This window comes from Bradyrhizobium pachyrhizi, from assembly GCF_029714545.1.
Taxonomy (GTDB): Bacteria; Pseudomonadota; Alphaproteobacteria; order Rhizobiales; family Xanthobacteraceae; genus Bradyrhizobium; species Bradyrhizobium pachyrhizi.
In genome coordinates, this window is sequence record NZ_CP121667.1 from 5718858 (window position 1) to 5745632 (window position 26775).

30 protein-coding genes, 1 tRNA gene, 1 pseudogene and 2 riboswitches are annotated in these 26775 nt (G+C 64.5%); of the genes and pseudogenes, 20 read left to right on the forward strand and 12 right to left on the reverse strand.

The annotated features are described in order from the left end of the window. The first annotated feature begins 115 nt into the window (after nucleotides 1–115). The 3 genes from QA639_RS27110 to QA639_RS27120 all read left to right on the forward strand — a co-directional run bounded on the left by QA639_RS27110 (nucleotide 116) and on the right by QA639_RS27120 (nucleotide 3375). Complete coding sequence (locus tag QA639_RS27110; RefSeq protein WP_283087703.1) at nucleotides 116–1669, forward strand: FAD-dependent monooxygenase; 1554 nt, start codon at nucleotides 116–118, stop codon at nucleotides 1667–1669. Nucleotides 1670–1809: 140 nt separating this feature from the next. Continuing rightward, complete coding sequence (locus tag QA639_RS27115; protein WP_028336124.1) at nucleotides 1810–2427, forward strand: PilZ domain-containing protein; 618 nt, start codon at nucleotides 1810–1812, stop codon at nucleotides 2425–2427. Between the two features lie 333 nt (nucleotides 2428–2760). Continuing rightward, on the forward strand, nucleotides 2761–3375 hold the full coding sequence (locus QA639_RS27120) for a transglutaminase-like cysteine peptidase (protein WP_026192955.1): 615 nt from the start codon (nucleotides 2761–2763) through the stop codon (nucleotides 3373–3375). 129 nt (nucleotides 3376–3504) lie between these two features. Here the strand turns inward: QA639_RS27120 and QA639_RS27125 are convergent, their stop codons facing one another. Further along, nucleotides 3505–3915 (reverse strand): hypothetical protein, encoded by a 411-nt coding sequence (locus QA639_RS27125; RefSeq protein WP_283087704.1) that lies wholly within the window; start codon nucleotides 3913–3915, stop codon nucleotides 3505–3507. 96 nt (nucleotides 3916–4011) lie between these two features. Here QA639_RS27125 and QA639_RS27130 point away from each other — a divergent pair, with 96 nt between their 5' ends. The 3 genes from QA639_RS27130 (at nucleotide 4012) to QA639_RS27140 (ending at nucleotide 5885) form a co-directional block, all read left to right on the forward strand. Then, the gene (locus QA639_RS27130; protein ID WP_283087705.1) at nucleotides 4012–4641 is read left to right on the forward strand and encodes a TetR/AcrR family transcriptional regulator; all 630 of its coding nucleotides are present in this window, start codon (nucleotides 4012–4014) and stop codon (nucleotides 4639–4641) included. 33 nt (nucleotides 4642–4674) lie between these two features. Beyond that, nucleotides 4675–5205 (forward strand): bifunctional 3-hydroxydecanoyl-ACP dehydratase/trans-2-decenoyl-ACP isomerase, encoded by a 531-nt coding sequence (fabA, locus tag QA639_RS27135; RefSeq protein WP_283090628.1) that lies wholly within the window; start codon nucleotides 4675–4677, stop codon nucleotides 5203–5205. A gap of 188 nt (nucleotides 5206–5393) precedes the next feature. Continuing rightward, nucleotides 5394–5885 (forward strand): hypothetical protein, encoded by a 492-nt coding sequence (locus tag QA639_RS27140; protein ID WP_283087706.1) that lies wholly within the window; start codon nucleotides 5394–5396, stop codon nucleotides 5883–5885. Between the two features lie 449 nt (nucleotides 5886–6334). Here the strand turns inward: QA639_RS27140 and QA639_RS27145 are convergent, their stop codons facing one another. From QA639_RS27145 to QA639_RS27155, 3 genes are all read right to left on the reverse strand, one after another. Then, nucleotides 6335–6484: a hypothetical protein gene (locus QA639_RS27145; protein ID WP_167350419.1), complete on the reverse strand. Its 150-nt coding sequence runs from the start codon at nucleotides 6482–6484 to the stop codon at nucleotides 6335–6337. 208 nt (nucleotides 6485–6692) lie between these two features. Then, the gene (locus tag QA639_RS27150) at nucleotides 6693–7205 is read right to left on the reverse strand and encodes a hypothetical protein (RefSeq protein ID WP_028336120.1); all 513 of its coding nucleotides are present in this window, start codon (nucleotides 7203–7205) and stop codon (nucleotides 6693–6695) included. 155 nt (nucleotides 7206–7360) lie between these two features. Further along, nucleotides 7361–7675 (reverse strand): hypothetical protein, encoded by a 315-nt coding sequence (locus QA639_RS27155; protein WP_028336119.1) that lies wholly within the window; start codon nucleotides 7673–7675, stop codon nucleotides 7361–7363. 87 nt (nucleotides 7676–7762) lie between these two features. On the opposite strand from QA639_RS27155, the gene QA639_RS27160 reads away from it, so the two are divergent. Next, nucleotides 7763–8017, forward strand: a complete 255-nt coding sequence (locus QA639_RS27160; protein WP_018272329.1) for a hypothetical protein — start codon at nucleotides 7763–7765, stop codon at nucleotides 8015–8017. Between the two features lie 4 nt (nucleotides 8018–8021). Here QA639_RS27160 and QA639_RS27165 read toward each other — a convergent pair whose 3' ends face one another. Continuing rightward, on the reverse strand, nucleotides 8022–8552 hold the full coding sequence (locus QA639_RS27165) for a gamma carbonic anhydrase family protein (RefSeq protein ID WP_028336118.1): 531 nt from the start codon (nucleotides 8550–8552) through the stop codon (nucleotides 8022–8024). 192 nt (nucleotides 8553–8744) lie between these two features. Further along, complete coding sequence (locus QA639_RS27170) at nucleotides 8745–9074, reverse strand: DUF6949 family protein (protein ID WP_283087707.1); 330 nt, start codon at nucleotides 9072–9074, stop codon at nucleotides 8745–8747. 219 nt (nucleotides 9075–9293) lie between these two features. Between QA639_RS27170 and QA639_RS27175 the strand changes: the two genes are divergently transcribed. The 3 genes from QA639_RS27175 (at nucleotide 9294) to QA639_RS27185 (ending at nucleotide 11941) form a co-directional block, all read left to right on the forward strand. Continuing rightward, nucleotides 9294–10004, forward strand: coding sequence for a hypothetical protein (locus QA639_RS27175; RefSeq protein ID WP_028336116.1), 711 nt, complete (start codon nucleotides 9294–9296; stop codon nucleotides 10002–10004). Between the two features lie 413 nt (nucleotides 10005–10417). Next, nucleotides 10418–11083, forward strand: a complete 666-nt coding sequence (locus QA639_RS27180; RefSeq protein ID WP_244482344.1) for a 3-keto-alpha-glucoside-1,2-lyase-like domain-containing protein — start codon at nucleotides 10418–10420, stop codon at nucleotides 11081–11083. 111 nt (nucleotides 11084–11194) lie between these two features. Further along, nucleotides 11195–11941, forward strand: a complete 747-nt coding sequence (locus tag QA639_RS27185) for a sulfite exporter TauE/SafE family protein (protein WP_283087708.1) — start codon at nucleotides 11195–11197, stop codon at nucleotides 11939–11941. Nucleotides 11942–12101: 160 nt separating this feature from the next. Here the strand turns inward: QA639_RS27185 and QA639_RS27190 are convergent, their stop codons facing one another. Together QA639_RS27190 and cysE are read right to left on the reverse strand one after the other, a co-directional pair. Continuing rightward, entirely contained in the window at nucleotides 12102–12314 is a 213-nt protein-coding gene (locus QA639_RS27190; RefSeq protein WP_021077729.1) for a DUF3126 family protein, read from the reverse strand. A gap of 150 nt (nucleotides 12315–12464) precedes the next feature. Further along, complete coding sequence (gene cysE / locus QA639_RS27195) at nucleotides 12465–13292, reverse strand: serine O-acetyltransferase (protein WP_283087709.1); 828 nt, start codon at nucleotides 13290–13292, stop codon at nucleotides 12465–12467. A gap of 183 nt (nucleotides 13293–13475) precedes the next feature. Between cysE and QA639_RS27200 the strand changes: the two are divergent. Then, nucleotides 13476–14867: pseudogene (locus QA639_RS27200) on the forward strand (hypothetical protein); the annotation flags it as partial. A 3-nt stretch (nucleotides 14868–14870) separates the two neighbouring features. Here QA639_RS27200 and QA639_RS27205 read toward each other — a convergent pair. Next, nucleotides 14871–15623: an alpha/beta fold hydrolase gene (locus QA639_RS27205; RefSeq protein ID WP_283087710.1), complete on the reverse strand. Its 753-nt coding sequence runs from the start codon at nucleotides 15621–15623 to the stop codon at nucleotides 14871–14873. A 57-nt stretch (nucleotides 15624–15680) separates the two neighbouring features. After that, nucleotides 15681–16814: a hypothetical protein gene (locus QA639_RS27210; protein ID WP_283087711.1), complete on the reverse strand. Its 1134-nt coding sequence runs from the start codon at nucleotides 16812–16814 to the stop codon at nucleotides 15681–15683. A 234-nt stretch (nucleotides 16815–17048) separates the two neighbouring features. Here QA639_RS27210 and QA639_RS27215 point away from each other — a divergent pair, with 234 nt between their 5' ends. Both QA639_RS27215 and QA639_RS27220 read left to right on the forward strand, forming a co-directional pair. After that, complete coding sequence (locus QA639_RS27215) at nucleotides 17049–17294, forward strand: zinc-finger domain-containing protein (RefSeq protein WP_283090629.1); 246 nt, start codon at nucleotides 17049–17051, stop codon at nucleotides 17292–17294. 7 nt (nucleotides 17295–17301) lie between these two features. Further along, entirely contained in the window at nucleotides 17302–18504 is a 1203-nt protein-coding gene (locus QA639_RS27220) for an FAD-dependent monooxygenase (RefSeq protein WP_283087712.1), read from the forward strand. Nucleotides 18505–18530: 26 nt separating this feature from the next. Here QA639_RS27220 and QA639_RS27225 read toward each other — a convergent pair whose 3' ends face one another. Continuing rightward, nucleotides 18531–18965 (reverse strand): hypothetical protein, encoded by a 435-nt coding sequence (locus QA639_RS27225; protein ID WP_028336110.1) that lies wholly within the window; start codon nucleotides 18963–18965, stop codon nucleotides 18531–18533. A gap of 224 nt (nucleotides 18966–19189) precedes the next feature. Between QA639_RS27225 and QA639_RS27230 the strand changes: the two genes are divergently transcribed. The 3 genes from QA639_RS27230 to QA639_RS27240 all read left to right on the forward strand — a co-directional run bounded on the left by QA639_RS27230 (nucleotide 19190) and on the right by QA639_RS27240 (nucleotide 19882). Beyond that, nucleotides 19190–19276 (forward strand) — tRNA-Leu (locus QA639_RS27230). Between the two features lie 192 nt (nucleotides 19277–19468). After that, entirely contained in the window at nucleotides 19469–19675 is a 207-nt protein-coding gene (locus QA639_RS27235) for a hypothetical protein (RefSeq protein ID WP_283087713.1), read from the forward strand. A 57-nt stretch (nucleotides 19676–19732) separates the two neighbouring features. Beyond that, nucleotides 19733–19882 (forward strand): hypothetical protein, encoded by a 150-nt coding sequence (locus QA639_RS27240; protein WP_225648183.1) that lies wholly within the window; start codon nucleotides 19733–19735, stop codon nucleotides 19880–19882. 70 nt (nucleotides 19883–19952) lie between these two features. Here QA639_RS27240 and QA639_RS27245 read toward each other — a convergent pair whose 3' ends face one another. Further along, on the reverse strand, nucleotides 19953–21572 hold the full coding sequence (locus QA639_RS27245) for an ABC transporter substrate-binding protein (protein WP_028336108.1): 1620 nt from the start codon (nucleotides 21570–21572) through the stop codon (nucleotides 19953–19955). 265 nt (nucleotides 21573–21837) lie between these two features. Here QA639_RS27245 and QA639_RS27250 point away from each other — a divergent pair, with 265 nt between their 5' ends. The 4 genes from QA639_RS27250 to QA639_RS27265 all read left to right on the forward strand — a co-directional run bounded on the left by QA639_RS27250 (nucleotide 21838) and on the right by QA639_RS27265 (nucleotide 26701). Beyond that, a complete protein-coding gene (locus QA639_RS27250; protein WP_283087714.1) occupies nucleotides 21838–22968 on the forward strand; it encodes a M20/M25/M40 family metallo-hydrolase in 1131 nt (376 codons plus the stop codon). A 91-nt stretch (nucleotides 22969–23059) separates the two neighbouring features. Continuing rightward, nucleotides 23060–23166: riboswitch (glycine riboswitch) on the forward strand. Nucleotides 23167–23169: 3 nt separating this feature from the next. After that, nucleotides 23170–23284, forward strand: a riboswitch (glycine riboswitch). A 65-nt stretch (nucleotides 23285–23349) separates the two neighbouring features. Continuing rightward, nucleotides 23350–24708: a D-amino acid dehydrogenase gene (locus tag QA639_RS27255; protein WP_283087715.1), complete on the forward strand. Its 1359-nt coding sequence runs from the start codon at nucleotides 23350–23352 to the stop codon at nucleotides 24706–24708. 160 nt (nucleotides 24709–24868) lie between these two features. Beyond that, entirely contained in the window at nucleotides 24869–25810 is a 942-nt protein-coding gene (locus tag QA639_RS27260) for an ABC transporter permease (RefSeq protein WP_028336105.1), read from the forward strand. Nucleotides 25811–25813: 3 nt separating this feature from the next. Continuing rightward, nucleotides 25814–26701 (forward strand): ABC transporter permease, encoded by an 888-nt coding sequence (locus QA639_RS27265; protein WP_028336104.1) that lies wholly within the window; start codon nucleotides 25814–25816, stop codon nucleotides 26699–26701. Nucleotides 26702–26775 lie beyond the last annotated feature (74 nt).

A 26775-nucleotide genomic window follows, 5' to 3' on the forward strand; every position in this document is an offset into this window, starting at 1 on the left:
ATGAGATCCCCACGACGAACACCGGACGCCACCATCCAGGCGCCCAATGTTCGTCCGTGTGGTTCTCAACCCGACGAACCGCTCCGGTCGAACAACGACATAGGAGCAGCAGTTCATGCACACCAGCCGCCCCCTTCCCCATGATGTCGTGATTGCCGGCGCCGGCCCCGTCGCCTTGATGCTCGCCTGCGAGCTGCGGCTCGCAGGGTGCTCGGTGCTGGTGCTGGAGCAGGCCGCCGATCCGCATTCGCCGCTGAAGCGGCTGCCCTTCGGGATGCGCGGCCTTTCGGCGCCAAGCATCGAGGCGTTCTATCGTCGCGGGATGCTGGATGACATCGCGGCACGACAGCACACGAGAGATGGCTCGGGCAGCAGCGCATCGAATGGCACGCATTGGATGCAAAAGCCGCGCCGCCCGGCCGGGCATTTTGCCGGCATCCAGTTTTATCACGATGATGTCGACACGTCGAAGTGGCCGTTTCGCCTGCCGAGCCCCGCCGGCACCAGCATGGCGGTCGAGATGGAGGCGCTCGAATCCGCTCTCGCCGCGCGCGCAACCGCGCTGGGGGTTGAGATCAGGCGCGGCCTGAGTGTCGATGCGTTCGATCAGTCGGACGACGGCGTCACCGTTCGCGCCGGGGACGCGACTTTCCACGGACGCTGGCTGGTCGGCTGCGACGGCGGCCGCAGCATGGTGCGCAAGGCCGGCGGCTTTGAATTCGTCGGCACCGATCCCGAGTTCACCGGCTATTCGGTCGAGGTCGAGATCGTCGATCCGGACGAGCTCAGCGCGGGCCGTCACTACACGCCGACGGGCATGTATACCTACGCGCGGCCCGGTACGATCGCGATGGTGGAGTTCGACGGCGGCGCCTTCCACCGAACCCGGCCGATCACGCGCGAGCATGTGCAGGCGGTGCTGCGCCGCGTCTCCGGCACGGACATCACGTTGACGGCGCTCCGGCTTGCCACCACCTGGACGGATCGCGCCGGTCAGGCGACGGATTACCGCAAGGGGCGCGTGCTGCTCGCGGGCGATGCCGCACATATTCATTCTCCGCTCGGCGGCCAGGGGCTCAATCTCGGGCTGGGCGATGCGATGAACCTCGGCTGGAAGCTCGCGGCCACGATCCGCGGCGACGCACCAGCGGATCTGCTCGACAGCTATTCGCGTGAGCGGCATCCGGCGGGCGCGCAGGTGCTGGACTGGTCGCGCGCCCAGGTCGCGCTGATGCGGCCAAGCCGAAGTTCGCGCGCGCTCGAAGCCATCATCTGCGACCTGATCGCGACATCAGACGGTGCGAGCTACTTTGCCGAGCGCGTGTGGGGCGTTTCGCTGCGCTACGATCTTGGCGGCAACCATCCGCTGGCGGGACGCAGCGCCCCCGACTTCGAGCTCGCCTGCGGCTCGAAGCTCGGCGAACTGCTCAGGAACGGGCGCGGCCTGCTGCTGGACTTCGATCCGCACTCTCCTCTGCAAGCGCTTGCCGATCGCTGGCGTGGCCGGATCGGCTATGTCGCAAGCGACGCGCGGGATCGGCTGGGCCTCAATGCCGTGCTTGTACGCCCCGACGGCTTCGTGGCATGGGCCGCTGACACTGCCCCTCACCTCGATGAAGTCGCTCAGGTCATGTCGCGGTGGTTCGGCGAACCTGATGCGCGGCCCTGACCCCTTCGGGGCCATGCGGGATCCACTCACGCTTCTCTTGCACCGTGTGCGGGTTCCCCGCCTCAACCGTAACGCCCCGTTAACCCTATCAGCCTTAGGGTCGTCGGGGCTCCGAATGGACGGTGGCCGGGTTTGTCGTGATGTCGTTTGCACAGAAGAAAACTACCGTCGTCCCCGTAGCCGAGGAGCGGCGGCGCTTCCAGCGCGTCAAGGTGCACCTGCTCGGCCGCTACATGCTGCCCGACCGGCGCGAGTTTCCCTGCCAGATTATCAACATGTCGCCGGGCGGCCTCGCTTTGCTGGCGCCGGGCATCGGCAATGTCGGCGACCGCGTGATCGCCTATCTCGACCATATCGGCCGGGTCGAGGGGCGCATCACCCGCATCATCGACAACGGCTTTGCGATGACGATCGGCGCCACCGCGCGCAAGCGCGACAAGCTCGCCGCGCAGCTGACCTGGCTCGCCAACCGCGACATCCTCAATCTGCCCGAGGATCGCCGCCACGACCGTATCGTGCCGCGCAACCCGATCGCCCTGCTGACCCAGGAAGACGGCACGCGGATGACCTGCCGCATCATCGACCTTTCCTTGTCCGGTGCTGCGATTGCCGCCGAGAACCGCCCGCCGCTGAAATCGCTCGTGATGCTCGGGCGGGTACAGGCCCGCGTGGTGCGAAATCTCGAGGAAGGCTTCGCGCTCGAGTTCGTTCACGAGCAATCGGCGGAAACGCTCGAAGAGAGCGTTACCGCGAGGTAAAGCGAAAAAGCGCTCAAGACCCCTGTTTTGGCCCGCGAAGGCGGCCACCGGTGCACCGGTGGCCGCCTTCGGCGCGTTTGGCCCGGTGAAAATCGGCGGTTAACGGCCGCAGCGTTTGACGCAACAAACCGCGCTGGCGCAGCGCTCGCCGCGTTAATGCATAAAATTTGAATCAATTGCAGTTGTTTCAAATTTTACGCGAATTAGATTCAAGTACAGTTCGAATTCGCCGCAAGTTTTACCAGTATTCGCGTCAAATCTACTTTGCGTACTTAGCGGCGGCGCAAAAGCTTTGTGCGAAACGTGGTCCCAACAAGAAGAACGGGGGCCACGATGTTTGGGTTCAGGGGACAGGGGAAAGGTTTGGCGGTTGCCGCCATTCTGTTTGCGACGTGCGTGTCGGCCAAGGCCGGCGACGTGGTCTACGCCAGCCTGGGTGACGTTGCGCGTTCGCCGATCGGCTGGGTCGAATTCTGTGCCGACAATCCGGGCGAATGCCGCGGCGGCGCGACGCAACCACGCGACATCGTGTTGTCGCAGACCGCTTGGCGGGACCTCGTACGGGTCAACAAGTGGGTCAATGAATCCATCAAGCCGATGACCGACATGGATCATTGGGGCGTGATCGAGAAATGGTCGTTGCCATCAGACGGTTACGGCGACTGCGAGGACTACGTGCTTCTGAAGCGCAAGATGCTGATGGACGCCGGCTGGCCCCGCGAGGCGCTGTTGATCACGGTGGTCCGCGATAAGAAGGGCGAAGGCCACGCGGTGCTGACGGTCAAGACCGACAAGGGCGAGTTCGTGCTCGATAACCAGAACGAGAGCATCGTCGCCTGGACCGACACTGGCTACCGCTTCGTCAAGCGGCAGTCGCAGGGCGATCCCAATGTGTGGGTCTCGCTCGGTGACAACCGCCCGGCAGTTGCAACGGCAAGCTCGCGCTGAGCAGAACAGGAAATTTGGAGTTCGCGACCCGGTCACATCCCCACCCCTCCCCGTCCCAGACCGGTTCGCGCGCGGCCAGCCTTCCCCCAAAGGCTGGCCGCACCCTTTTTGAGCGGCGTCGATCGACGCCTAGAAGAACCGCTCGAGAAACGCCGCGGTCTCGTCTGAGATGCCGGCGATCTTGTTTGTGGCCTGGCGATAGAATTTGAAATTCAGCTCAGTCTCGGGCCGGCCATCGCCCCAATCCTTGAAGCGCTTGTGTTGGTCGCGCCCGAACAGCCGCGCCGCGGATGCGGTGCGTCTGACCGTGATGCTGACGCGCGGCGTCTGCCTGATGACGCCGATCTTGCGCGGTGTCGCGTCGGCCGACGCGACGATCGCGCGGGCGATCAGGCCGCTGCCGCCCTCGTTCTCGCTCGCGAACACGAACACGACATCGTCGGCCGCGATGTGCTTGCCGCCATACATGGTCTTCTGCGCAGTGAAGGTGAACACCTTCGCCCGCGGATTTCGGATCTCGGTCTTGATTGCAAACGCCATCGCATCCCTTCGCCGGCTCGCTCTGCCATCCGCGTCGGCGGTTTGACATCCTAGCATCGACCATATTGAATTGAATTCAATTCAACAAATGGGCCCATGATGGACGCGAGCCTGGGGACACGGGAACGATTGCTCTCGGCAGCGCAGGCCGAGCTCATCGAGGGCCACGGGCACCTCGAGATGCAGGCCGTCGCAAGGCGGGCGCAGGTCTCGGTCGGGCTCGCCTACCATCACTTCGGATCGAAAGCCGGCCTGATCGCCGCCGTGGTCGAAGGCTTCTATGAACAACTCGATGCGGCGGCGTTCGGCGGTGCCAAGCTGTCCGCCACGGACTGGGCCGACCGGGAGAAGGCGCGGATCGGCGCCTATGTCGCCTTTCACTACGATCACCCGTTTGCGCCCCTCGTGATCGGACCGCTCAGCCGCGCGCCCGAGGTGCTCGATGTCGAGACCGCCTTCACCGGCCGGCAGCTTGCAGCCGGCGCCCGCATGCTCGAGGCGGCCCAGCGCGACGGGATCGTGCCCGGCGGCATCGACCCTCACCTCACCATCGCGCTGATGATCGGCGGCATCCGCCAGGCGCTGATCGGCGCGCTCATGAGCGAAAGACGGCCTGATCCGGCGAGGCTGACCGGCGACATCTGGGCCTTCATGGCCGCCGCGCTGCGCCTGCCTGCCAAACCTCTGTCCGCGCGGCCAAGAGCCACGCGGCGCAGCCGCAGCTAAGCTTCAGCCAGAACCCAAACATCGATGGCTATCCTGTTCAATCCGCACGATTTTCACGCTCCGCAATCGTCCTACAGCAAGCAGGATTTGCTGCGCTCGAGCGAAGGCGGCTATTTCGGCCCGGGCAATGCGCAGTTGCCGGCACCGCCGATGCTGATGATGGACCGCATCACCGAGATCAGCCTGGACGGCGGCACGTTCGGCAAGGGCCACGTCGCCGGCGAACTCGAGATTGCACCGGACCACTGGTTCTTCGCCTGTCACTTTGCCGCCGACCCCGTGATGCCCGGATGCCTCGGCCTCGACGCCATGTGGCAGATCATCGGCTTCTGGCTCGGCTGGTCGGGCTCGCCGGGCAAGGGCCGCGCGCTCGGGGTCGGCGAGGTCAAGTTCAGGGGGCACATCACGCCGGATGTCAGGCTGGTGCGCTATGAGGTCGACATGCGCCAGGCCAGGCGCGGCCGGCTGGTGCTGGGCATCGCCGACGGCCGGGTGCTCGCCGACGGCGCTTGCGTCTATCTGGTAAACGACATGCGGGTCGGCCTGGTCGCACCCAGAGGCTGAATTCGGGGAGCTTGAGTTCGGGTCGGCCAGAGCCGATCGTGCCTCGCGCGGGCCGGGCAGCACGGCCGAAGACTAACATATGATACAAATTTCGCTGCTGCCGCAGTGGTCTACACACCCCCCGGTTTTGCCCGCGCCGGGGTTTGTGCTATTTCGAACCTTTCAATTGACGTCCGGTTGTTGGTCGCATGGTCGAACTTGCCCCCCGGAATTCACAAGCCAGCAGCCTGATTGGCGTGCAGCCGATCGCGATCGGCGCCGTGGCGCTGGTGCTCGTGCTGTTCGGGATCGGCTCGATCGCGCTGTGGCGCGCCTACACCGGCAACGTGCCGGAGACCGACCGCACGGTGGCTGCGCGGCAGTTGCAGGCGCGGACCGCGCAGGTCTCCGAGGCCCTGGTGGAAAAGACCAAGGGCATGGAGGTGACCCAGCAGGAATCCATCGACCAACTCCAGGAGGTGCAGGACCAGCTGCTGACCATGCGCAAGCAGTTCGCCTTGCAGGCGGCCGATGCGAAGAAGCTCTCCGACCAGGTCGCCGCGCTGACCGAACAGGTCGAGGGTTTGCGCCAGTCGCTGGCGAGCGCGCAGGCCAACGAGCCGGCGGCCGAGCCGGCGCCGCGCAAGCGCTCGAAGGCCACCCGTAGCGCCAACCGGAAGCGCCACAGGTCGCGCGGTTGACGCCTCCCGAAAAAGCCCGTGCCCGGCGAGGTGACGAGTCATAAAAATGCGCCAAATCCCCAGCAAGATCATCATCTAATGGGGAACTTTCGGGCTCGAGGGCGGCCGGCGGCGGCCGATCATGAGTGCCCGTTACCGTGAATTAATCCTGACTTTGTGAACTGGTTCACACATCGGCCTTCGAATCCGAGTCATCTTCGAATGACCGGATGGCGTGAGCCGATTTCAATATCCGGGGCTGGCAAGGTCGTTGACGGTATACTACGTCGACGGCCTTGTTTTTTGGGGTCCTTGAATCCCGCTCGGGACCGCCCAGCAGGAAAGCTCCGGCTCGAGATCCCGAAGGCGGCCCTCGCCGCGCGAAAGATGCAGACCAGCTGAAGAAATACGGCGTGCTCGGCTGACGACTCTGGATGCGCAGCACCACCGCGGCCACCGGAATTGCCGCGCTATTCGGTGCGATCGCGTAAGGCGCGACCACCTCGCAGTCGCAGCCGCGCAAGCTTCGGCTCGAGCTCGCGCAGCATGTAGATCAGCGCAACGGCAAGGCTCGCAACAACCACCATGAGCAGCAATGTCAGGTCAGGAATGGTCAGCATCTTTGTTGTCCTCCGGGCCCGGCCTCAATCGCAGCCGGTCCATTTGTCTTCGCGGCGCGCTCACGCACGGACTGCTGCAAGGCGGTGCAAGCTGCATACCAGTGCGGGACCCAGCGCGGCGGCCGGGCATCGAAACGCCGGCCGCGCCGATCATTGCAAGACCATCAGCATGGCGACCGAATGGACCGGCCATGCGTGAGCGAATGGCTCAATTGCAAACCTGCACCGGCCGAACGCGCCAGCCATACGGTGTCATCACGCCGCGGCGCACGACGTAACAGCCTCCGTAACCGTAGCCGTAGCCATCGTCGTAGCCGTAGCCCGCGTAGTACGGATTGCCGTAGTAGCCGTCATAGTAATCGTAGGCGCCATAGCCCAGCCCGAAGCCGACCGCTGCCGCCGCGAGCGGATAGCCCCAGCCGCCCCAGCCACGCCGATAGTAGCCACCGTTCCAGCCGCCACCACGCCAGCCTCCGCCGTGCCAGCCGCGGCCGGCCCAACCGCCGCCGCCGATCGCAGCCGACCGGAAGCCACCGCCTCCGCCCATTGCCCGGAATGCAGCGCCGCCGCCGTGGAAGCCGCCAAATCCGCCACCGCCGCGGAAGCCGCCACCACCATGAAAGCCGCCGCCACCGAAGCCACCGCGTGCCGACGCAGCATCGACGGTGAACAGACCGACCGAGGCCGTCGCCAGCAAGGCAATCATCGTTTTACGCAACATCACCCGTTACTCCTTTTTTCAAAGGCTTTGTTTTCAAGCCTCCTCCGCCGCGTCCCGCGCATGCTAACCCAATCTAGGACCGCGGCTTCCACCGCGCGCCTATGTCGCGCTCACATCTGCGCGACCCGCGTTCATCGAAGCGCGGCCGTCAGAAGTTAACAGCCGCGGCAGATACCTTTCGTACGGCGCTCGACCGCCTTGTTCTCGTCGGCGATGGCCTTGTCGACGCTCTCGGTCGTCGTTGCCGATCCGGTGGTAACGCCTCTGCCGGCGTTGGGGCCGCCGGAGGATTGCGCGGTCCCGGCGCTGTTGGTCCCGGCCGGCGGTGAAGTGGCTTGCGGCGATGTCGGGCTGGCTGACGAAGGGCTGCCGGTCCCGGCGCCGCTCCCGGTACCTTGGGCGACGGTAACCGCCGGCGCCAGCACAATCGCGATTGTCGCGAGCGCGGTGGTGACAGATAGTTTGCGCATGGCAATTCTCCTTTGCGGACGTCAACGAGTCCGCAAAACGCCGGTTCCGACAGGCGTTGGAGCAATACAGTTTGGGAGCAATGCAATTTGCGCAAGCTGATCGAGTTTGACGACGACACTTTCGACAAGCTGAAGCAGCTCGGGCGCGACCGGATGGCGACCTTGCAGGAGCTCGCGGACGAGGCTTTCGCCGACCTGCTCAAGAAGCACGGCATTCCGATCGACCTGAAGGATGCGCTGCGCAAGAGCGCAAGACTTCAGGAAGCAACGAGACCGCAGGACGCAGCGAAGCCTCGCACTACGGCAGCGAACGCCGCGCGCAAGCGCGGCCGCAAGCGCTGAGGCCTCAGCCGATTTTCTTCAGTCCCGCTTTGTATTGCGGACCCCTGATCGCGTAGGACTTCGCCGGCCGCGACAACGCCTCGGCCTGCGCAGCGTCAAGCGTACGCACCACGCGGGCCGGTGCACCGATGATCAGGGAATTTTCCGGAAACTCCTTGCCCTCGGTGATGACGGAGCCGGCACCGACCACGCTGCCGCGCCGGATCCGCGCACCGTTCATCACGATCGATCCCATCCCGATCAGCACGCCGTCTTCCAGCGTGCAACCGTGCACGATCGCATTGTGGCCGATGGTGACGTTGTTGCCGATGCTGAGGGGAAAGCCGGGATCGACGTGCAGGGTGGAATTGTCCTGGACGTTGGAGCCCTCGCCGATTTCGATCCACTCATTGTCGCCGCGCAGCACGGCGCCGAACCAGACGCTCGCGGCGGACTTGAGGCGGACCTTGCCGATCACCACGGCATTGTCGGCGATGAAGTAGCTGCCGTCGGCGGGAAGATCGGGCGCCTGCCCGTCGAGTTCGTAGATCGCCATTGAGGTCTCCCTGGAGCGTTTTCGAGCGAAGTGGACACCGGTTCGCGTGAGGAAAACGCGTCGAAACGAAAATCCAGAGCTTCGGTTTCTGATTCAATCAGAACCGAAGCCCTGATCGCAGGAGACCTTGGCACGACGGCCGACATGGTTTCAAGCAAGCGCGACCGTGATCGGCCGCGGATCACGATCGGATCAGGCCAGCACGCCCGCAGCGCGCAGCGTCATCATGAAGAACGTGCCCGACATCAGGCTCCAGAAGCCGGAGATGACGGTTGCCATCATCACGAATTCGAAGCGGCGGCGCTCGATGCGTGCCCCGCGCAGCGTGTTGCGCATGATGATGAACGGTGCGGCGAAGACGAGGAACGGGACCGCGGCGAAGGTCTTCGGCGCCGCGCCCTCCTGCAGCAGACCGAAACCGGCCGGGCGCTCCGCCATCGCCTGGTAACCGTTGGCCAGCGCGCCCGCGAGCGCGAAACCGATCAAGAGCGAGAACAGGGAATTCAAGGTATCGGGCGACATCGGAACTTCCGCTACGCAACAGGCCACCCGCCCTGCTTCGCAGAATTGGCAGCCTGCCGCCACATCATCCTTAAGGAAAGGTTAACCGGACACGTCAGACGTGGCGTTTGCGCATGGCCATTCGGTCCCGGATTCCATTGGAATCGTACGGAAATTCCCCGCCACGTGGCATATTCGGCAGATGATTCGGCCACTCCCGACCTGATCTCAGCCTCGCTCATGACGCTTCTCTCGACCGCCCAGCATCTCGCCCGCGACACCCGCCGCAACCCGCGCGCGCATCTCGTTCCGATCATCGCCTCGGCGGTGATCGCGGCCGGCGCGGTCGCGCTTGTCGCCTATCTGCTGTGGCCGACCTACACGACCATCCCGCCGAGCGATCCGTCGCGGCTGCCGGTGAGCGTCGGCGGCACGCTGTTCAACGTGCCGACGATGGCCGTGCGCATGAAGATCCAGCGCCACTCCGGGCCGCAGGAGCGCGTCGATTTGAGCTTCCTCTATCCGTCGCTGGAAGCGCCTGCCGCGCCGAAGCACTACAGCGCCGATACGGTCGAGGACAAGGTGCAGCCGATCGACAGGATCTTCGTGTCGATCGCGGCGCATCACGATTCACTCGCGCCGGACATGCGGCTGCGCACGATCTATCCGCGCTATCTCGACGAGCGCGCAAACATTGATGACGGCCTGACGGCGCGCGCGTTCCGCGACGGCACGCCCTATGGCGGCGAGGACCTGTTCACCGCGAGCGCGCCGCAGCTGACCGCGCGCTGCACGCGCGATACCTCGACGCCCGGCATGTGCCTGAGTGAGCGGCGCATCGACGGCGCCGATCTGATCTTTCGCTTTCCGCGCAGCTGGCTTGCGCAGTGGCGCGACATCGCCACCGCGATGAACCGTCTCTCCGCGCAGATGCACAGCGCGAAGGGGTAACGCCGTCAACGCGTGCCATTTGGTCGGCGCGCAGCGCCGCCGGATGACAGGCTCCGTGACGCATTCCATGGCGGTACCGGTCGGCGCGTATTGCCTTTGTCGCTTCGCTGGACTAAAACATTCGCAGGGGAATTACGGTCTCCCCTTGAGGCTTCGGTCCAAGAACTGTGCAACGCTCGACTTGTCGAGGTCATGCGCACATGGACAAGAGCAAGCCTCCAACTCTCCCTGATCAATTTGCCAAGGATTCCACATTGCATTACGCGCAATGGGAATCGCGGGACTCGACCAACTTCCCGCCCCGGCGGAGCCTCCCGTTTAAGGGTCCAGGCCCGAATGATTCAGCGCTCGGTCAGTACGCATTTCACAACACGTCCGCATGCCGGAATTCTCGACCTGACGGGAGCCGGGAAATGCCCCATCCCCAACGGCTCATGGCCATCGTCGCAGCTACACTGCTCGTCTTGGGAGTGAACGACATGTCAAGTTACGCAGTCGGTTTTGAGAGTACCCAGATCGGCGTCGCGCCCGACGGCTGGACTGCCACCGTCACGGGATCGGGCGAATCGAGATGGACGGTCGAAAACGATGCGACGGCGCCGTCGAAATCGAAGGTGCTCAAGCAATCTGGCCGAGCGACCTACCCGCTGCTGTTGAAGGACGACACCAGCATCAAGGACGGCTTCGTCGAGGTCAGGTTCAAGGCTCTCGCAGGATCCCAGGACCGCGCCGCCGGTATTGTCTGGCGAGCGAAGGACGCGAACAACTACTACGTGACCCGCGCCAACGCACTTGAGGACAATGTCGTCCTCTACAAGACTGTGAACGGCGTGCGGAGCCCGCTCGACATTGTCGGCCGCAAGGGAGGCTATGGAATCGATATCAAGGTGCCGTCCAATACCTGGCACACGCTGCGGATCGACTTCAAAGCCTCGCGCTTCATTGTATCTTTCAACGGCAAGCAACTGTTCGAGGTCGAGGATTCCACGTTCGGCGATGCGGGCAAAGTGGGGCTGTGGACCAAGGCCGACAGTGTGACACTGTTTGATCAAATCACCTACGGAGAAGCAGATAGGTAAGCCGGCGATCAGCCGGCAACAGCCGGTTAGCAAACTCGGGGATCCGCATCCTCCCCGTCAGATGGAATTGACATCCAAGTGTGCGTCACCTCGCTTTTGGGGGAGTGACCGATGGATGGAGTGGGTCTCGTTCTTTTTGTTCTCGCCTCTCTTGCCGGCGGGTTCGTCAGCGGCCTTTCGGGGTTTGCGATGGGCCTCGTGGTGTCAGGTGTGTGGCTGCACATCATCACACCGATCCAGACAGCGGCGCTGATCGCGGGCTACGGCCTGCTCACGCAGGGGTACGGCATCTTGAAATTGCGTCAGGCGCTGAATTGGCACGCCATCTGGCCGTTGTCGCTTGGCACGACGATTGGCATCCCGACTGGAGTGGTCCTGCTCACCTATCTCAGCCCGGTCCACTTACGATTTGGCGTCGGGACATTGCTGGTGCTTTATGCGATCTACAGCCTGGCACGACCGGCGTTCAGGCCGATGAAGATCGGCATCGCGCCGGACATCGCCATCGGCCTCGTCAACGGGCTGGTCGGCGGACTCACCGGACTTGGCGGCATCATCTCGACCATCTCCTGCCAATGGCGCGGCTGGACGAGGGACGCGCAGCGCGCGGTGTTCCAGCCGGTCCTGTTCGCCGCCTTCGTCGTGATCTCGATTTCGATGGGGGTCACCGGCGCCTTCACGACGGAAACCTTCAAATTGTACGGGCTGGGTCTGCCGTTTCTGCTCGCCGGCCTCTGGAGCGGTTTCAAGCTATACGGAAAGATCGACGACGAGATATTCCGCAAGGTCGTGCTTGCGTTGCTACTGCTCGCGGGCCTGTCGTTGATTGTGCCGGCATTGCTTTCACGCGGCGCCTGAGTCGCGTTCCCTGGTCGCGTTCCCTGGACCCGGCGACCGGTGCGCTTCGCCATCGCGAAGCCCCGGGCTTGTCGGACCGCTGATCCGCGCGGCGGTGCGCGAATGGCCACCGGCGCCAGCGGTCATACGACGGCTTGGCCGGCAGCGAGGCTGTTCGGCCCTATTCAGCCAGATCTTCTTCCAGGATGGCCATCTGGAACTGGAACGAGCGATCATCGTCCTCGTCGTCGACGAACAGCACGCCGATGAACTCCTCGCCAATATAGACCTCGGCCGAGTCGTCCTTCTTGGGCCGCGGCACCACGCGGATCTTGGGATTGCTGAACACGCGCTTCAGATACGCGTCGAGCTTCCTGACTTCCTGAACGTCCACGGCCGTCTCCAATCGGGTCGATGATTTTCGGGGGAGTTTTAGGACGAGACGGCCAAGATCGCCAGAGCCTTTTCAGGCTTTGGCGACGTGATGTTGCGCACACGACTCTTGTTTGGGCGCGTTTTCGCCGCGATCAGAAAGCGAATGGAATCAAAGCCCGATCGCGCTGAGCATCTGGTCCATGGTGCGCGACGGCTCGGCACAGCCGGCCTCGCCGACGATTTTCGCCGGCACGCCCGCGACCGTGACGTTGTGCGGCACCGGCTTGACCACGACCGAGCCGGCCGCGATGCGCGCGCAATGACCGATCTCGATATTGCCGAGGATCTTGGCGCCGGCGCCGATCAGCACGCCGTGGCGGATCTTCGGATGGCGATCCTCGTTCTCCTTGCCGGTACCGCCGAGCGTGACGCCATGCAGGATCGAGACATCGTCCTCGATGACCGCCGTCTCGCCGCAGACGAAACCGGTGGCATGATCGAGGAAGATGCCGCGGCCGATCCTGGCGGCAGGGTTGATGTCGGTCTGGAACACGGCCGAGGAGCGGCTCTGCAGGTAGAATGCAAAATCCTTGCGGCCCTTCTGATGCAGCCAGTGCGCGAGACGGTGGGTCTGCAGCGCGTGAAAGCCCTTGAAGTAGAGCAAGGGATCGATGAAGCGCGAGGTCGCCGGATCGCGGTCATAGACGGCGACGAGGTCGGCGCGGAACGCGTTGCCGATATCGGGCGCATCGCGCAACGCCTCGCCATAGGTCTGGCGGATCAAATCGCCCGACAGCGCGGCGTGATCGAGCCGCTCAGCAATGCGATGGACTACCGAATCTTCCAGCCGCTCATGATGCAGCACCGTCGCATAGATGAAGGATGCGAGTTCCGGCTCGCGCCGCAGGATGTCCTCCGCCTCGCCGCGGATTCGATCCCAGATCGGATCGAGCGCCGCAAGCTTGCCTCCCTGCGGATTGACCTGATGAACTGCCATAGCTGCTCTCGCAATTCGGTTGTTCTGATGTGCGTTATAGCACGATGGACCCAGCGCGTCCCGGGATGGCTCAGTACGGTAAACCCCAGCCGAACACCCCCGGGGCCGGCGTCTAGGGGAATTGGTCGGGATTTTGCCGAAATCAAGCCGTGCTTCTGCAACTATTGGCGGATTTCGTCCCCAGTGTGGTTTTGGGCATGGTCGGCCCCAATAAAAGGGGGAAACATCATCAATACCCAGAGTTTAGGTGCCCGCCTGACCGACGCACGGTCGGTCTGGATCGCGACCATTGCCATCCCCCTCCTGCTGCTCGCCCCCGCATTTTGGAACGGCTATCCGCTGCTCCAATGGGATACCGGCGGCTATCTGGCGCGCTGGTATGAGGGCTACCTGGTGCCGAGCCGGTCCACGGTATTCGGCATCTACCTCCATGTCGGCGAGACATCGGATTTCTGGCTCAACCTCGGCATCCAGACCCTGGCGACGCTGTGGATCCTGCAGCTGACGCTGCGCGTGCTCGACCTCGCCCGGCCGGTCCGGCTGATTGCGATCAGCCTCGCGCTGATCGCAACCACCGCCCTGCCCTGGCTGGCCAGCATGCTGCTGACCGACATCTTCGCCGGCCTTTCGGTGCTCGCGCTCTTCATCCTCATCCTGCACGGCGAACGGATCTCGACGCTGGAGAAGGCGGTGCTGTTCGCGTTCATCGCGTTTTCGGCCGCCACGCACAGCGCGACGCTGGCGGTGCTGCTCGGCCTGTGCTGCGTCGGCTGGATGCTGCGTCCGTGGCTCGGCCGGCGCATCCCGGTCGCGGGCTTGGTGCAAGGCAGCCTGACCACCGTCGCCGGCGCGGCGATGCTGCTGGCCGCGAACTTTGCGCTGTCCGGACAGCTGGCCTGGACGCCCGGCGGCTATGGCGTCGCCTTCGGGCGCATGCTGCAGGATGGCATCGTCGCGCAATACCTGCACGATCATTGCGCGACGGAGCAGCTGAAGCTCTGCCCCTATCGCGACGAATTGCCGCCGACCGCCGACGACTTCCTGTGGGGCAACAGCATGTTCAACACGCTCGGCCGCTTCAAGGGACTGAATGACGAGATGGGCACCATCGTGCTGCGCTCGCTGGCCGAATATCCGGAATGGCAGGCCAAGGCGGCACTGGCCGCAACCGCCGACCAGCTCGTGCATGTCGCGACCGGTGAAGGCACCAATGGCTGGATCCCGCATACCTACGGCATCATCGAGCGCTACATTCCCAAACAGGTCCGGCCGATGCGCGCGGCGCGGCAGCAACGCGGGCACCTCGACTTCACCGCGGTCAACCGCATCCACGTGCCGGTCGCCCTGGGCTCGATGCTCCTGGTCGTCATCCTGTTCGGCCGCGGCCTGTGGCAGCGGCGGCTCGACGATCTGACGTTGCTGGCGGGCACGGTCACGCTCGCCTTGCTCGGCAATGCCTTTGTCTGCGGCGTGATCTCGGGACCGCACGACCGCTACGGCGCGCGCATGGTGTGGGTCGCGACCTTCGTGGTGCTGATCGCGGCCGTGCGCGCCTTCGCCAGGGATGAAGCCGACGATCTATTTTCGCCGCGACAGGAAGTCGATGACCCCGGTCTTGTAGACCTTGTCGCCGACCGCCCGCATGTGATCGCGGTTCGGAATGTCGAGCACCTCCGAACCCGGAATGATCCGGCCGAGCGCTGACGCCGAGCCCGCGATCTCGTCCTTGCTGCCGACCGCGATCAGAACCGGCACGCGGATGCCGGCCGCCTCCTCGCGCGTCATCAGGCGGCGCGAGCCGCGCAGGCAGGCGGCGAGCGCGCGGCGGTCGGATCGGGTCTGATCGGCAAAGGCGCGGAAGGTACGGCCGACCGGGTCGGTGACATCGTCGAGCGACGGCGCCTCCAGCGCCAGCGCGACCGCCTCGCCGGGGCCGCCGCCCTCGATCAGTCCGATGCCGATCCCACCGAGGATCGCCGAGCGCACCCGATCGGATTTCTCTCGCGCCAGGATCGCCGTCATCCGCGAGCCGAGCGAATAGCCCATGATGTCGGCGCGCGCGATTCCGAGATGGTCCATCAGCGCGATCACGTCGCCGGCCATGGTCGCGATCTCGTACTGCGCGGCATCGTAGAGCTTGGCGGATTCGCCGTGGCCGCGATTGTCGAGCGCGATCACCCGACGGCCGGCCTTGACGAGATCGGACACCCAGGTCGGGTAGATCCAGTTGACGTTCTTGCTCGAGGCAAAGCCGTGCACCAGCACGATCGGTTCGCCCGCGCCTTCGTCGATATAGGCAATTTCGACATCGCCGTGATGGAAACTCGGCATCATCCATTCCGTTTGTTCTTGGGATTTGCGATTGGCGATCGACCGGCGACCGCAAGCCTAACCCTGGGCGGGCATACTCGCCAAGGTAGCCTGAGCGGCCATCTGCCGCTTCAGGCGCAGCGCCTTGCTTCGTCTGAGCCACCAGGCGGTGGCCCGTTCGGTGGTGGCCTTGATCGACGACAGGAAGCCGAACAGCGCCAGCAGGGCGCCGAACAGCCACATGGTGAGATTGAATGCCCCGGCCGCCAGCAGCAGCGCGCCGCGGCCGAGCAGCTTCAGGATCGCGCGGGTTTGTCCGCCTTTGACCTCGGCGATCCGCGCCGCCCGCGCAATCTCCTTCGGGTTCTCGGCGACCTTGAGCGTATCCCGCGCAGCGCGAACCCCGGCCGCCTCGCCGATGCGCCCGACGTCCTTGGCGACGCGCACCAGGGCGCCGGCCTTCTCGGCGCGGAAGGCCGCGCGGATCGCGGTTGCGGTTTCCACCGGCCGCAGCACCGAGCCGGATGCGACCGCCTCGCGCAGCGCCGGCTGGTCGACGACCTCGCGGGTCGAACGCCCGGCCCATTCGATCATCCCCTCGCTCAGCCGTCCCGCCTTGCGCGTATCCTTGACCAGCGTCAGCCCGGCGCGCAGCGGCCCGGCGCCGCCGACCGACACATAGGTGGCCGCGGTCACCGCGAGCTCGGCGGCGGCGAGGCCGAGCACCAGCTGGTCGGTGTCCTCGCCCATCACGAGGTGCTTGCCCTCGCGCACGACGTCCCTGACATCACCGAACACGAACAGGTCGCCGGCGACCGTGCCGGACAGGCTTGCGACATCGTCGGCATTGCCGGTCACCAGGCCGGTGGCGAACCCCTTGGCGAAATGCACGCCGGATGATTGCTCGGCGCGCGCATCATCGACGCGCTTGGTGAGATCATCACTGAGCGCGATGTTCTTCTCGCCGGCGAGTTCGACAAAGCTGGCCGCAAGGTCGGCATCGCCGGAGGCCAGCGCTGCCTCGATATTGTCGGAGATCAACGTCGGGTTGTTGCGCAGCACGGAATTGAGCCTGATGTCGGCGAGCGCAGCGGGATCGTCCCGCGCCGCCAGCACGGTGCCGGCATCACGGGCGTGCGGCCAAATAGCCGCGCCCACGGCAGCACTTGCTGCCACGCCGACCACCGCCAAGCTGACGCGCACCCGATTCATTCCGCTAAAACCTCTAGTTTTATTCGCCTTGGAGATAGTGTGCCGTTTTTGCGACACAACGGCTCCGACCAAAGGAGGGCTTCTCTGGGACGACAAGATTGTGTCGAATTTGCATGAGCAAATGAGCCATCGGGGCTCTAGGAATCAACTGTTCCCGCCAGTATGGTGCGCGGCATTTCGCGATGCCGCATGCTGTTGATTGCGTCTGCCCATCGTTGCCATCAAGGTGAGAATATGTCCGACCACGTCGTCCCGCACTTCCATAACGATGCCGGTGTCTCGGTGATCGAAATCGGATCGCAGGAGTTCATGTGCGTCGGCGCCCACCCGCCGTTCGACCACCCGCACGTGTTCCTCGACCTCGGTAACGACAACGAGATTATCTGCCCGTACTGCTCGACGCTCTATCGCTTCGCGTCCGACCTCGCGGCCGGCGAAGCGCGGCCGCCGGAATGCGTGCTGAAAGACAAGGTCGCCTGACCGCTCCGTGGCGCTGACGCGAACCGTCATCGTTGCAGGCGCCGGGATCGGAGGACTGACGGCGTCGCTGACACTGGCGGCACAGGGCTTTCGCGTCGTCGTGCTGGAGAAGGCCGAACGGCTCGAGGAAGCCGGCGCCGGCATCCAGCTCTCTCCCAATGCGAGCCGCATCCTGGTCGAGCTCGGGCTGAAGGAACCGCTTGCGCGGCGCGCGGTCACGCCTGAATCCGTCAACATCCTGAGCGCACGAGCCGGTGGCGAGATCGCACGGATGCCGCTTGGCCAGGCCGCCGAGTTCCGCGCCGGCGCACCCTATTGGGTGATCCACCGCGCCGATTTGCAGGCCGCGCTGCAGGCCGCCGCGAGCGACCATCCCGATATCGATCTGCGGCTCGGCTGCCAGTTCGAGGATGTGACCAAGCATGCGCGAGGCCTCACGGTCGTCCAACGCCGCGGCAATTCACGGCAGGAGGAATTGGCCGTTGCGCTGATCGGCGCCGACGGCATCTGGTCGTCGGTGCGCGGGCATTTGTTTCCGGATGTACAGCCACAATTCTCCGGCCTGATCGCCTGGCGCGGCACGCTGGACGCCACCGCCCTGCCGCATGAATACACCGCACCGCGCGTACAGCTCTGGATGGGACCGGACGCGCATCTCGTCGCCTACCCCATCTCGGCCGGACGCCAGATCAACGTGGTCGCGATCGTATCGGGCACCTGGAACCGGCCGGGCTGGAGCGAGCCCGGCGACATCAACGAGATCAAGGGTGCATTCGCCACCGCGCGCTGGCCCGCGACAGCGCGGATGCTGATCGGCGCGGTCGACGGCTGGCGCAAATGGGCACTGTTCACCCTGCCCGACGTCGGCCGCTGGAGCGAAGGCGCGGTGACGCTGCTCGGCGATGCCGCGCATGCGATGCTGCCGTTCGCCGCGCAAGGCGCCGGCATGGCGATCGAGGATGCGGCCGTGCTCGCCAAGGCGTTGAGGGACAGCACCGGGGAAAACACCGCAGGTATTCCCGCCGCGTTGAAGCGCTACGCACGGGTGCGGCGCGGGCGCGTGCTGAAAGTGCAGCGCCTGGCGCGGCAGCAGGGCCGCATCTATCATTTGCGCGGGCCGGCGGCGATCGCGCGCGATCTGGCGATCCGCGCCATTGGTCCGGAGCGCATGCTGGCGCGGCAGGACTGGATTTACGACTGGCGCGCCTGAGCTCGGCCAATCGCAACAACGCAGGCTTAGTGGACGAGGCCCCGTGGCGCGCGCGGGCCCTTCGCCGCCGGCGTGGGAGCAGCGGGGGCAGCGGCCGCAGGCGTGTCCGGCGGGCTTTCATGGCACTTGCCTTTGCGCCAGGCCTCATCCGCCAGCTTCTGCTGAGAGTGGATCGAGATCAGCTCGTTGCGATAGACCATCTCGGAGACGACAGTACCGCCGACGCCGGTCTCCGCCTTGGCCATCAATTTTTCCTGATCCGCCGCGCGGGTCTTGAGATTGCTGCGCTCGTTCTCGAGCTGCTTGCAATCATAAAGCTCGTACTTGGCGGGGTCGGCGAATGCCGACGGCACGGTGTCGCCGATCTGCGCGCAGCCGGAAACGCCCGCGGCCGAGGCGAGCAGCGCGATGACGGCCGCCGCGCGCGACAGCATCAGGCGGCGTGGGAAACGAACAGACATTCAGCTTTCTTAACCGGACAGTGTTGAGATTGCCTAAAGCAGCCACCGGTGTCCGGATTGAGGCTCAATCGCGGCGGCGCGCCGCTTATCCCAATGCTCGGCCTCCGAGGCAAATGGAATTGCGGGCCGCCGCTTAAGCCTTTGAAAGCTCACTTGTTAGCACCGGATAATGACAATTCCACTCCGCGCCCAAACGCGCTAGAAATCGGCGCGCCTGGCGCAACGCGGACGTGGCGGAACTGGTAGACGCAAGGGACTTAAAATCCCTCGATGGCAACGTCGTGTGGGTTCGACTCCCACCGCCCGCACCAGCCTTCGCATGCCGTGCGCGGACCCGCCACCCGGGCGGGCCAGCGTCGCGGTGCTCGCCGCGTCGTGTCTTCCGGCGGTGGCGTGGTTCACACGCCGCAATCGCTGACTGTCTTACTCTTCCCGCATTGGCAATTCCGGCCGCGCATTTCGCGGCCGTCGCATTTCGAAATCAATTTTGGTCGGAGGCGGCGATGGAGATTGCCAACTGCAATCGGATTGACGCTGCGCCCGACGACCGCGCGATCTATCGGCGATGGATCCGCGGCGCGATGATGGTGTACGGACTGCTCGCGTTTGCCGCTGAAGGGGTGATCTGGATGAACGGAACCGGCATTGGACCGACACAGCTCACGAGCCTGTCGAGCCCGAGCAGCATGAGACCAGACCACGGCGATTAGCGGTCGCCGGTTCGGAACCCGTGCACTGCGTATTCGTTGTCATGGCGCAATTGGAGCATGACGATGCCGAACGACGATCCATCCGCGCAGCGCGCAACCGACCAACCCGATCAGCGCAAGGAGCGCCCCTCCCCGCCGCAGGACGCACCACAAGGCGGGCCACCGCTCAGCGACGGACTGGAGCAGCTCCGCGACAGCCACACCTGACAAACGACGGCGCGAAAAGAAAATGGCCGGGACAAGTCCCGGCCATTTGTTTTTGCGTCAAGCCGCAAGCTTACTCGGACTTGTCGATATTCCAGAAGATCGGCGTTGCCGGGCCGTCGAGCACGCCGGTCAGCGACTTCCGCCACGCGCTCGGAATGGTGTACTGGCCGAGCGGAACGTAGATCACCTGATCATAGGCCTCGGTCTGGATTTCCGTGGCGATCTTCTTCTTTTCCTCAGCCGAGCCGGCGCGTGCGAACTTGTCACGCAGCTCCTCGATCTTCGGGTCTTCGGCCCAGCCGAACCAGCCGCCATTCTTGCCGCGACCGGTGATCGACGCGTTGACGATCGGATCGGAGACGTCGGCCGCGACCCAGTTGGTGAAGAACATGTTCCAGCCGCCTTCCTTGGGCGGCTTCTGGCTGGCGCGGCGGGTCACCACGGTCTGCCAGTCGGTGGCCTGCAGGTCGACCTTGAAGCCGGCCTCGCGCAACTGCTGCGCGGCCACGACCGGCTGGGCCTTCAACGTCGTGACGTCGCCCGGCGCCATGATCACCACGGGGGTGCCGTCATAGCCGGACGCGGCGAGCGCCTTCTTGGCTTCCGCCAGGCCGTTGCCCTTCACCAGCGTTTCGGCCCCGACGTCGGTCTCGAGCGGCGTGCCGCAGACGAAGAAGGCGCCGCAGATCTTCTGGTACTTGGCGTTGCCGACCAGCGCGTCGAGCACGTCCTTTTGGTTCATCGCCAAGAACGCAGCCCGGCGCACCTTCGGATTGTCGAACGGCGGATAGAGGAAGTTCATGCGTCCGAGGGTCTGGAAGCCGAACTTGTTCAGGACGTCGATCTTGAGATCCGGATTGGCTTCGAGCACCGGCAGCATGTCGAACGGAAGGTTCTCCATGAAATCGATGTCGCCGGATTGCAACGCGTTCACCGCGGTCTGCGCATCGGCCATCGTGACCCACTCGACGCGGTCGACCTTGACGACCTTGCCGCCCGCGGTCCAGCTCGCCGGCTCCTTGCGCGGCACGTAGTCCTTGTTCTTCTCATAGACCGCCTTCACGCCCGGCTGGAATTCCGCCTGCACGAATTTGAACGGTCCTGAGCCGATCTGTTCCGGGATCGGCTTGTCCGGCGGCGTCTCGGCAAGACGCTTCGGCATCATGAACGGCACGCGCGACGACGGCTTGCCGATCGATTCCAGCACGAGGCCGTAGGGTTCCTTCAGCTTCAGCGTGATGGTCTTGGCGTCGGTCGCCTCCAGGCTCGCGACGAAGTCCATCAGCTTCTGGCCCATGCCGTCGACCTTGCCCCAACGCTGCAGCGAGGCGACGCAGTCTTCCGCGGTGACCGGCGCGCCGTCGTGCCACTTCAGGCCGTCGCGCAGCGTGAACGTGTAGGTCAGCTTGTCGTCGGACACCTTCCAGTCCGCCATCTGCGGCTGGATCTTGAAATTGGAATCCGTCGCCAGCAGCGTGTCATAGATCATGTAGCCATGATCGCGGGTGATGTAGGCCGTGGTCATGATCGGATCGATGACGCGCAGATCCGAGTGCATCACCGCGGTGATGGTCTTGCCCGCGGCCATCGCCTGCGGCGCGAATGACAATTCCTGCGGCGCGAACGACAGCGCGAGCGCCGTCAACGCGGCCGCTAGCGTGCGGTGTTTCCAACGCGAGATAGGGAACATGCAATCTCTCCTGACGTGTAACTGGTCAAAGCCGGCTTATTCGTTATGCACGTGGTTCGTTATTTAGGCGAACTAACATGCTGTATGGCTTGTGAAATCGAGACTTGCACCAAGCGCCAAGCGCGTCAATCGGTTTCAGGCCGCATCGGACGTACACAAACGAATGAGGCCGCGCGCCAGATTTTGGCTTTACAAAATCGTCGGCTGAGATTTTCGTAACGCGCGCGCGATGCCGGCGCCGTCAGAACAACAAGAGAGAACAACGATGAACCCCGCCAATCTCCCGTTTGATTCCGAAGCGATGCTGCAGGGCCTGCGCAGCTGGGTGGAATGCGAAAGCCCGACCTGGGACGCCGCCGCGGTCGAACGCATGCTCGATCTCGCCGCCCGCGAGATGGCGATCATGGGTGCGACGATCGAGCGCATCGCCGGACGCCAGGGCTTTGCGGGCTGCGTCCGCGCCCGTTTCCCCCATCCGAAACAAGGCCAGCCCGGCATCCTGATCGCCGGCCATCTGGACACCGTTCACCCCGTCGGCACCATCGAGAAGCTGAAGTGGCGGCGCGAAGGCAACAAGTGCTTCGGGCCGGGCATCTTCGACATGAAGGGCGGCAACTACCTGTCGATCGAGGCGATCAGGCAGTTGGCGCGCGCCTCCTTCACGACTCCGCTGCCGATCACCGTGCTGTTCACCCCCGACGAAGAAGTCGGCACGCCGTCGACGCGCGACATCATCGAGGCGGAAGCCGCGCGCAACAAATACGTGCTGGTGCCGGAGCCCGGCCGTCCGAACAACGGCGTCGTCACCGGCCGCTACGCGATCGCGCGCTTCAATCTGGAAGCCACCGGCAAGCCCAGCCATGCCGGCGCGACGCTGTCTTCCGGCCGCTCCGCGATCCGCGAGATGGCGCGGCAGATCATCGCCATCGACGGCATGACCACCGAGGACTGCACCTTCTCGGTCGGCATCGTGCATGGCGGCCAGTGGGTCAATTGCGTCGCGACGACCTGCACCGGCGAAGCGCTCAGCATGGCCAAGCGCCAGGCCGATCTCGATCGTGGCGTCGAGCGCATGCTGGCACTGTCGGGCACCGCCAACGACGTGACCTTCAAGGTGACGCGCGGCGTCACCCGCCCGGTGTGGGAGCCGGATGCCGGCACCATGGCGCTCTATGAAAAGGCAAAAGGCCTTGCGGCAGCGATGGGTCTCGATCTGCCGCACGGCAGCGCCGGCGGCGGCTCGGACGGCAACTTCACCGGCGCGATGGGCATCCCCACGCTCGACGGTCTCGGCGTTCGCGGCGCCGATGCACATACGCTCAACGAGCACATCGAGGTCGACAGCCTCGCCGAACGCGGCCGCCTGATGGCGGCGCTGCTGGCGACGCTGGACTGACATCGATTGCACTGCACAACACGTTGGCACTGCCGGATCGAAATTTAGCCTTGTCCATTTTTAAGGCTTCGCCTACGGTCCGGCCGTCCAACGCGACGATGCGGGAGAGATCGGAGCAACAACATTCGTGTTGTTGCCTTCGGCGCCGACGGAGCAACCGCCCCGGAAACTCTCAGGCAAAAGGACTGTATCGTCAGGACGATCTGGAGAGAGACGAACATGGCCGCACATCAAGGGCCATGACGTCCACCGAAGGGGATAGTTCGCTTCCGGCCCCGGCCCGATGCGGATCAAGCTCTCAGGTACCGTGACAGATGGGGCGCCGATGCCGGTTTCACCGGTGGTTCGGCGACTCTAACCCACGGGAGCCTGACAACCATCATGCCACACATCGCGATCATCGGCGCCGGCATCACCGGCGTAACGACGGCCTATGCCCTGCTTGAACGCGGCTACAAGGTGACTGTCCTCGACAGGCATCGCTACGCCGCGATGGAAACCTCGTTCGCCAATGGCGGACAGCTTTCCGCCAGCAATGCCGAGGTATGGAACAGCGCCGCGACCATCCTGAAGGGGCTGCGCTGGATGCTGAGAAGCGACGCGCCGCTGCTGATGAACCCGAAGCCGAGCTGGCACAAATATTCCTGGATCGGCGAGTTCGTAGGCCACATCACGCGCTATCGCGGCAACACCATCGAGACCACAAAGCTCGCCATCGAAGCGCGCAAGCATCTGTTCTCGATCGCAGAGCGCGAGAACATCGCCTTCGATCTCGAGCGCCGCGGCATCCTGCACGTCTATCACGACAGGGCCGGCTTCGAAGCCGGCCTCAAGGTCAACACGCTGCTGCAGCAAGGCGGGCTCGACCGCCGGCCGGTGACGCCGGACGAAATCCGCGTCATCGAACCCGCGTTGCAGACGGCCTGCTATGGTGGTTTCTTCACGCCATCGGACGCGACCGGCGATATCCACAAATTCACCCGCGGCCTCGCCGACGCCTGCATCCGCCGTGGCGCGAGCTTTGTCCATGAAGCCGACGTCGACACGATCGCGCGCGGCGATGACGGCTTCCGCATCGGCTGGAACGAAGCTGCTTCACATGATGCTGCGGTCGCGACGCGACAGCAGTTGCAGGCGGACGGGATCGTGATTTGCGCCGGCGTGGCGAGCCGCCACTTCGCCGGCCTGCTCAACGATCGCGTCAATGTCTATCCGGTGAAGGGCTATTCGATCACGGTGCAGCTCGATGCACCGCAAAGCCGGAATGCCGCGCCCACCGTCAGCCTGCTCGATGAAGCTGCGAAGATCGTCACCAGCCGGCTTGGCGCCGACCGCTTCCGCGTCGCCGGCACCGCCGAGTTCAACGGCTTCAACCGCGACATTCGCGCCGATCGCATTCAACCGCTGGTGGACTGGGTGCGGCATCATTTCCCAGAGATCGATACGTCGAAAGTCGTGCCATGGGCGGGCTTGCGCCCGATGATGCCGAACATGATGCCGGTGGTTCGCGCCGGACGGATTCCGGGCGTGTTCTACAATACGGGCCACGGTCATCTCGGCTGGACACTGTCCGCCGCGACGGCGCAGATGGTGGCCCAGGCGATCGACGATTGGCGCGACCTCGACACGCCGCCGATGGCGCCGTCGATCGGTGCCGGGCTCGACGTGGATTCCAACGCGCGCAAAGCTGAAATCAATCCACCTTCCAGTGGACTGCTTCGAACTTCACCGGAGGAATAATCGCGGCCAACAGGACTGATTAGCTGCACCGCAAAAACCGCAGCACCGATGGCATGGGACTTGCTCAAGTTCTACCGTGAGTCTGCTACCATCTGTGCTACGGTCTGGTGTGCAACGGTCCCGCTGGGGACTTCACCGACCACAACCCAACGGATCAAATTTGCTCGGATATCTGCTTCGCCGCATCCTCGCCGCCATTCCCGTGATGGGCGTGGTGGCTCTGTTCGTGTTCCTGTTGCTGCGGCTGACGCCGGGCGACCCGGCCGCCATCCTCGCCGGCGACAACGCGACTCCCGAACAGCTCGAACGTATCAGGACCTCGCTTGGTCTGAACGAGCCAATCTACATCCAGTTCTACACCTGGATCGCCAAGCTGCTGCACGGCGACCTCGGCGTCTCCCTGATCTCGAACAAGCCGATCCTCGAAATGATCGTCCCGCGCCTCGAGCCCTCGATCTCGGTCGCGCTGGCCACCATCATCCTCTCGATCCTGGTGGCGGTGCCGCTCGGCGTGATCGCGGCGTGGAAGCACGGCACCTGGATCGACCGCTTCGTGATGGGGCTCTCGGTGCTCGGCTTCTCCGTTCCGGTGTTCGTGATCGGCTACGTGCTGATCCAGATCTTTGCGATCGATCTGCGCTGGGTTCCGGTACAGGGCTTCAAGAGCATCTCGGCCGGCTTCGGTCCGTTCTTCCAGCGCCTCATCCTGCCGACCTGCACGCTCTCCTTCATCTATGTCGCGCTGATCGCACGCATGACGCGGGCCTCGATGCTCGATGTGCTCGGCGAGGATTACGTGCGCACCGCGCGGGCCAAGGGCATCGGCGAGACCGGCGTGCTGTTGCGCCATGCGCTGCGCAACGCGGCCGTGCCGGTCATCACGGTGATCGGTTCCGGCTTCGCGCTGCTGATCTCCGGCGTCGTCGTCACCGAGAGCGTGTTCAACCTGCCCGGCATCGGCCGCCTCACCGTCGATGCGGTACTGGCGCGCGATTATCCGGTGATCCAGGCCATGATCCTGTTGACGTCGGGTATCTACGTCGCGGTCAATCTGTTGATCGACCTCGCCTACACCCTGCTCGATCCTCGTATCCGGTACTGAGCAATGGCGATCGAAACCCTTCCCGAATCCTCGCTTCCCGTCACCCGGCCGTTCCGCGTCAAGTTCGGCTTCCTGACGTCGACGCCGATCATCGCGGTTGCGACGATCTGCCTCGCCCTCATCATCCTGATGGCGATCTTCGCGCCGCTGCTTGCGCCGCATGATCCTCTGCTGCTGACGCCGTCGCAGCGGCTGAAGCCGTCGAGCGCGCAATATCTGCTCGGCACCGACGCCTATGGCCGCGACCTGTTGTCGCGCATCGTCTACGGCGCACGGATCTCGCTGGTGATCGGCCTCGGCGCCGCCGTCTGCTCGATCGCCATCGGCCTTCTGATCGGCCTCGTCGCCGGCTTCTTCCGCTGGGTCGATGCGGTGCTGATGCGCGTGATGGACGGCTTGATGGCGATCCCCGCCATCCTGCTCGCGATCGCCGTGGTGTCGCTGTCGGGTGCCAGCATCTGGACCGTGATGGTCGCGATCACCATCCCCGAGATCCCGCGCGTGGCGCGGCTGGTGCGCTCGGTGGTGCTGACCGCACGCGAGGAGCCTTATGTCGAGGCCGCGATCTCGCTCGGCACCAGCCTGCCGAAGATCATGTGGCGGCATTTGATGCCGAACACCATCGCGCCGCTGATCGTGCAAGGCACCTATGTCTGCGCGTCCGCGATCCTGACCGAGGCGATCCTGTCGTTCCTCGGCGCCGGCATCTCGCCGGAAACGCCGACCTGGGGCAACATCATGGCCGAGGGCCGCGCCTACTTCCAGGTCAAGCCGTCGCTGATCTTCTGGCCGGGGCTGCTGCTCTCGATCGCCATTCTCAGCGTCAACCTGATCGGCGACGCCGCGCGCGACGCGCTCGATCCCCGCATGAAGCAGCGTGAGGGCAAGTGACGGCTTCAATGCCAATTGAAGCCGTCATTCCGGGATGGTGCGTGAGCACCAGACCCGGAATCTCGAGATTCCGG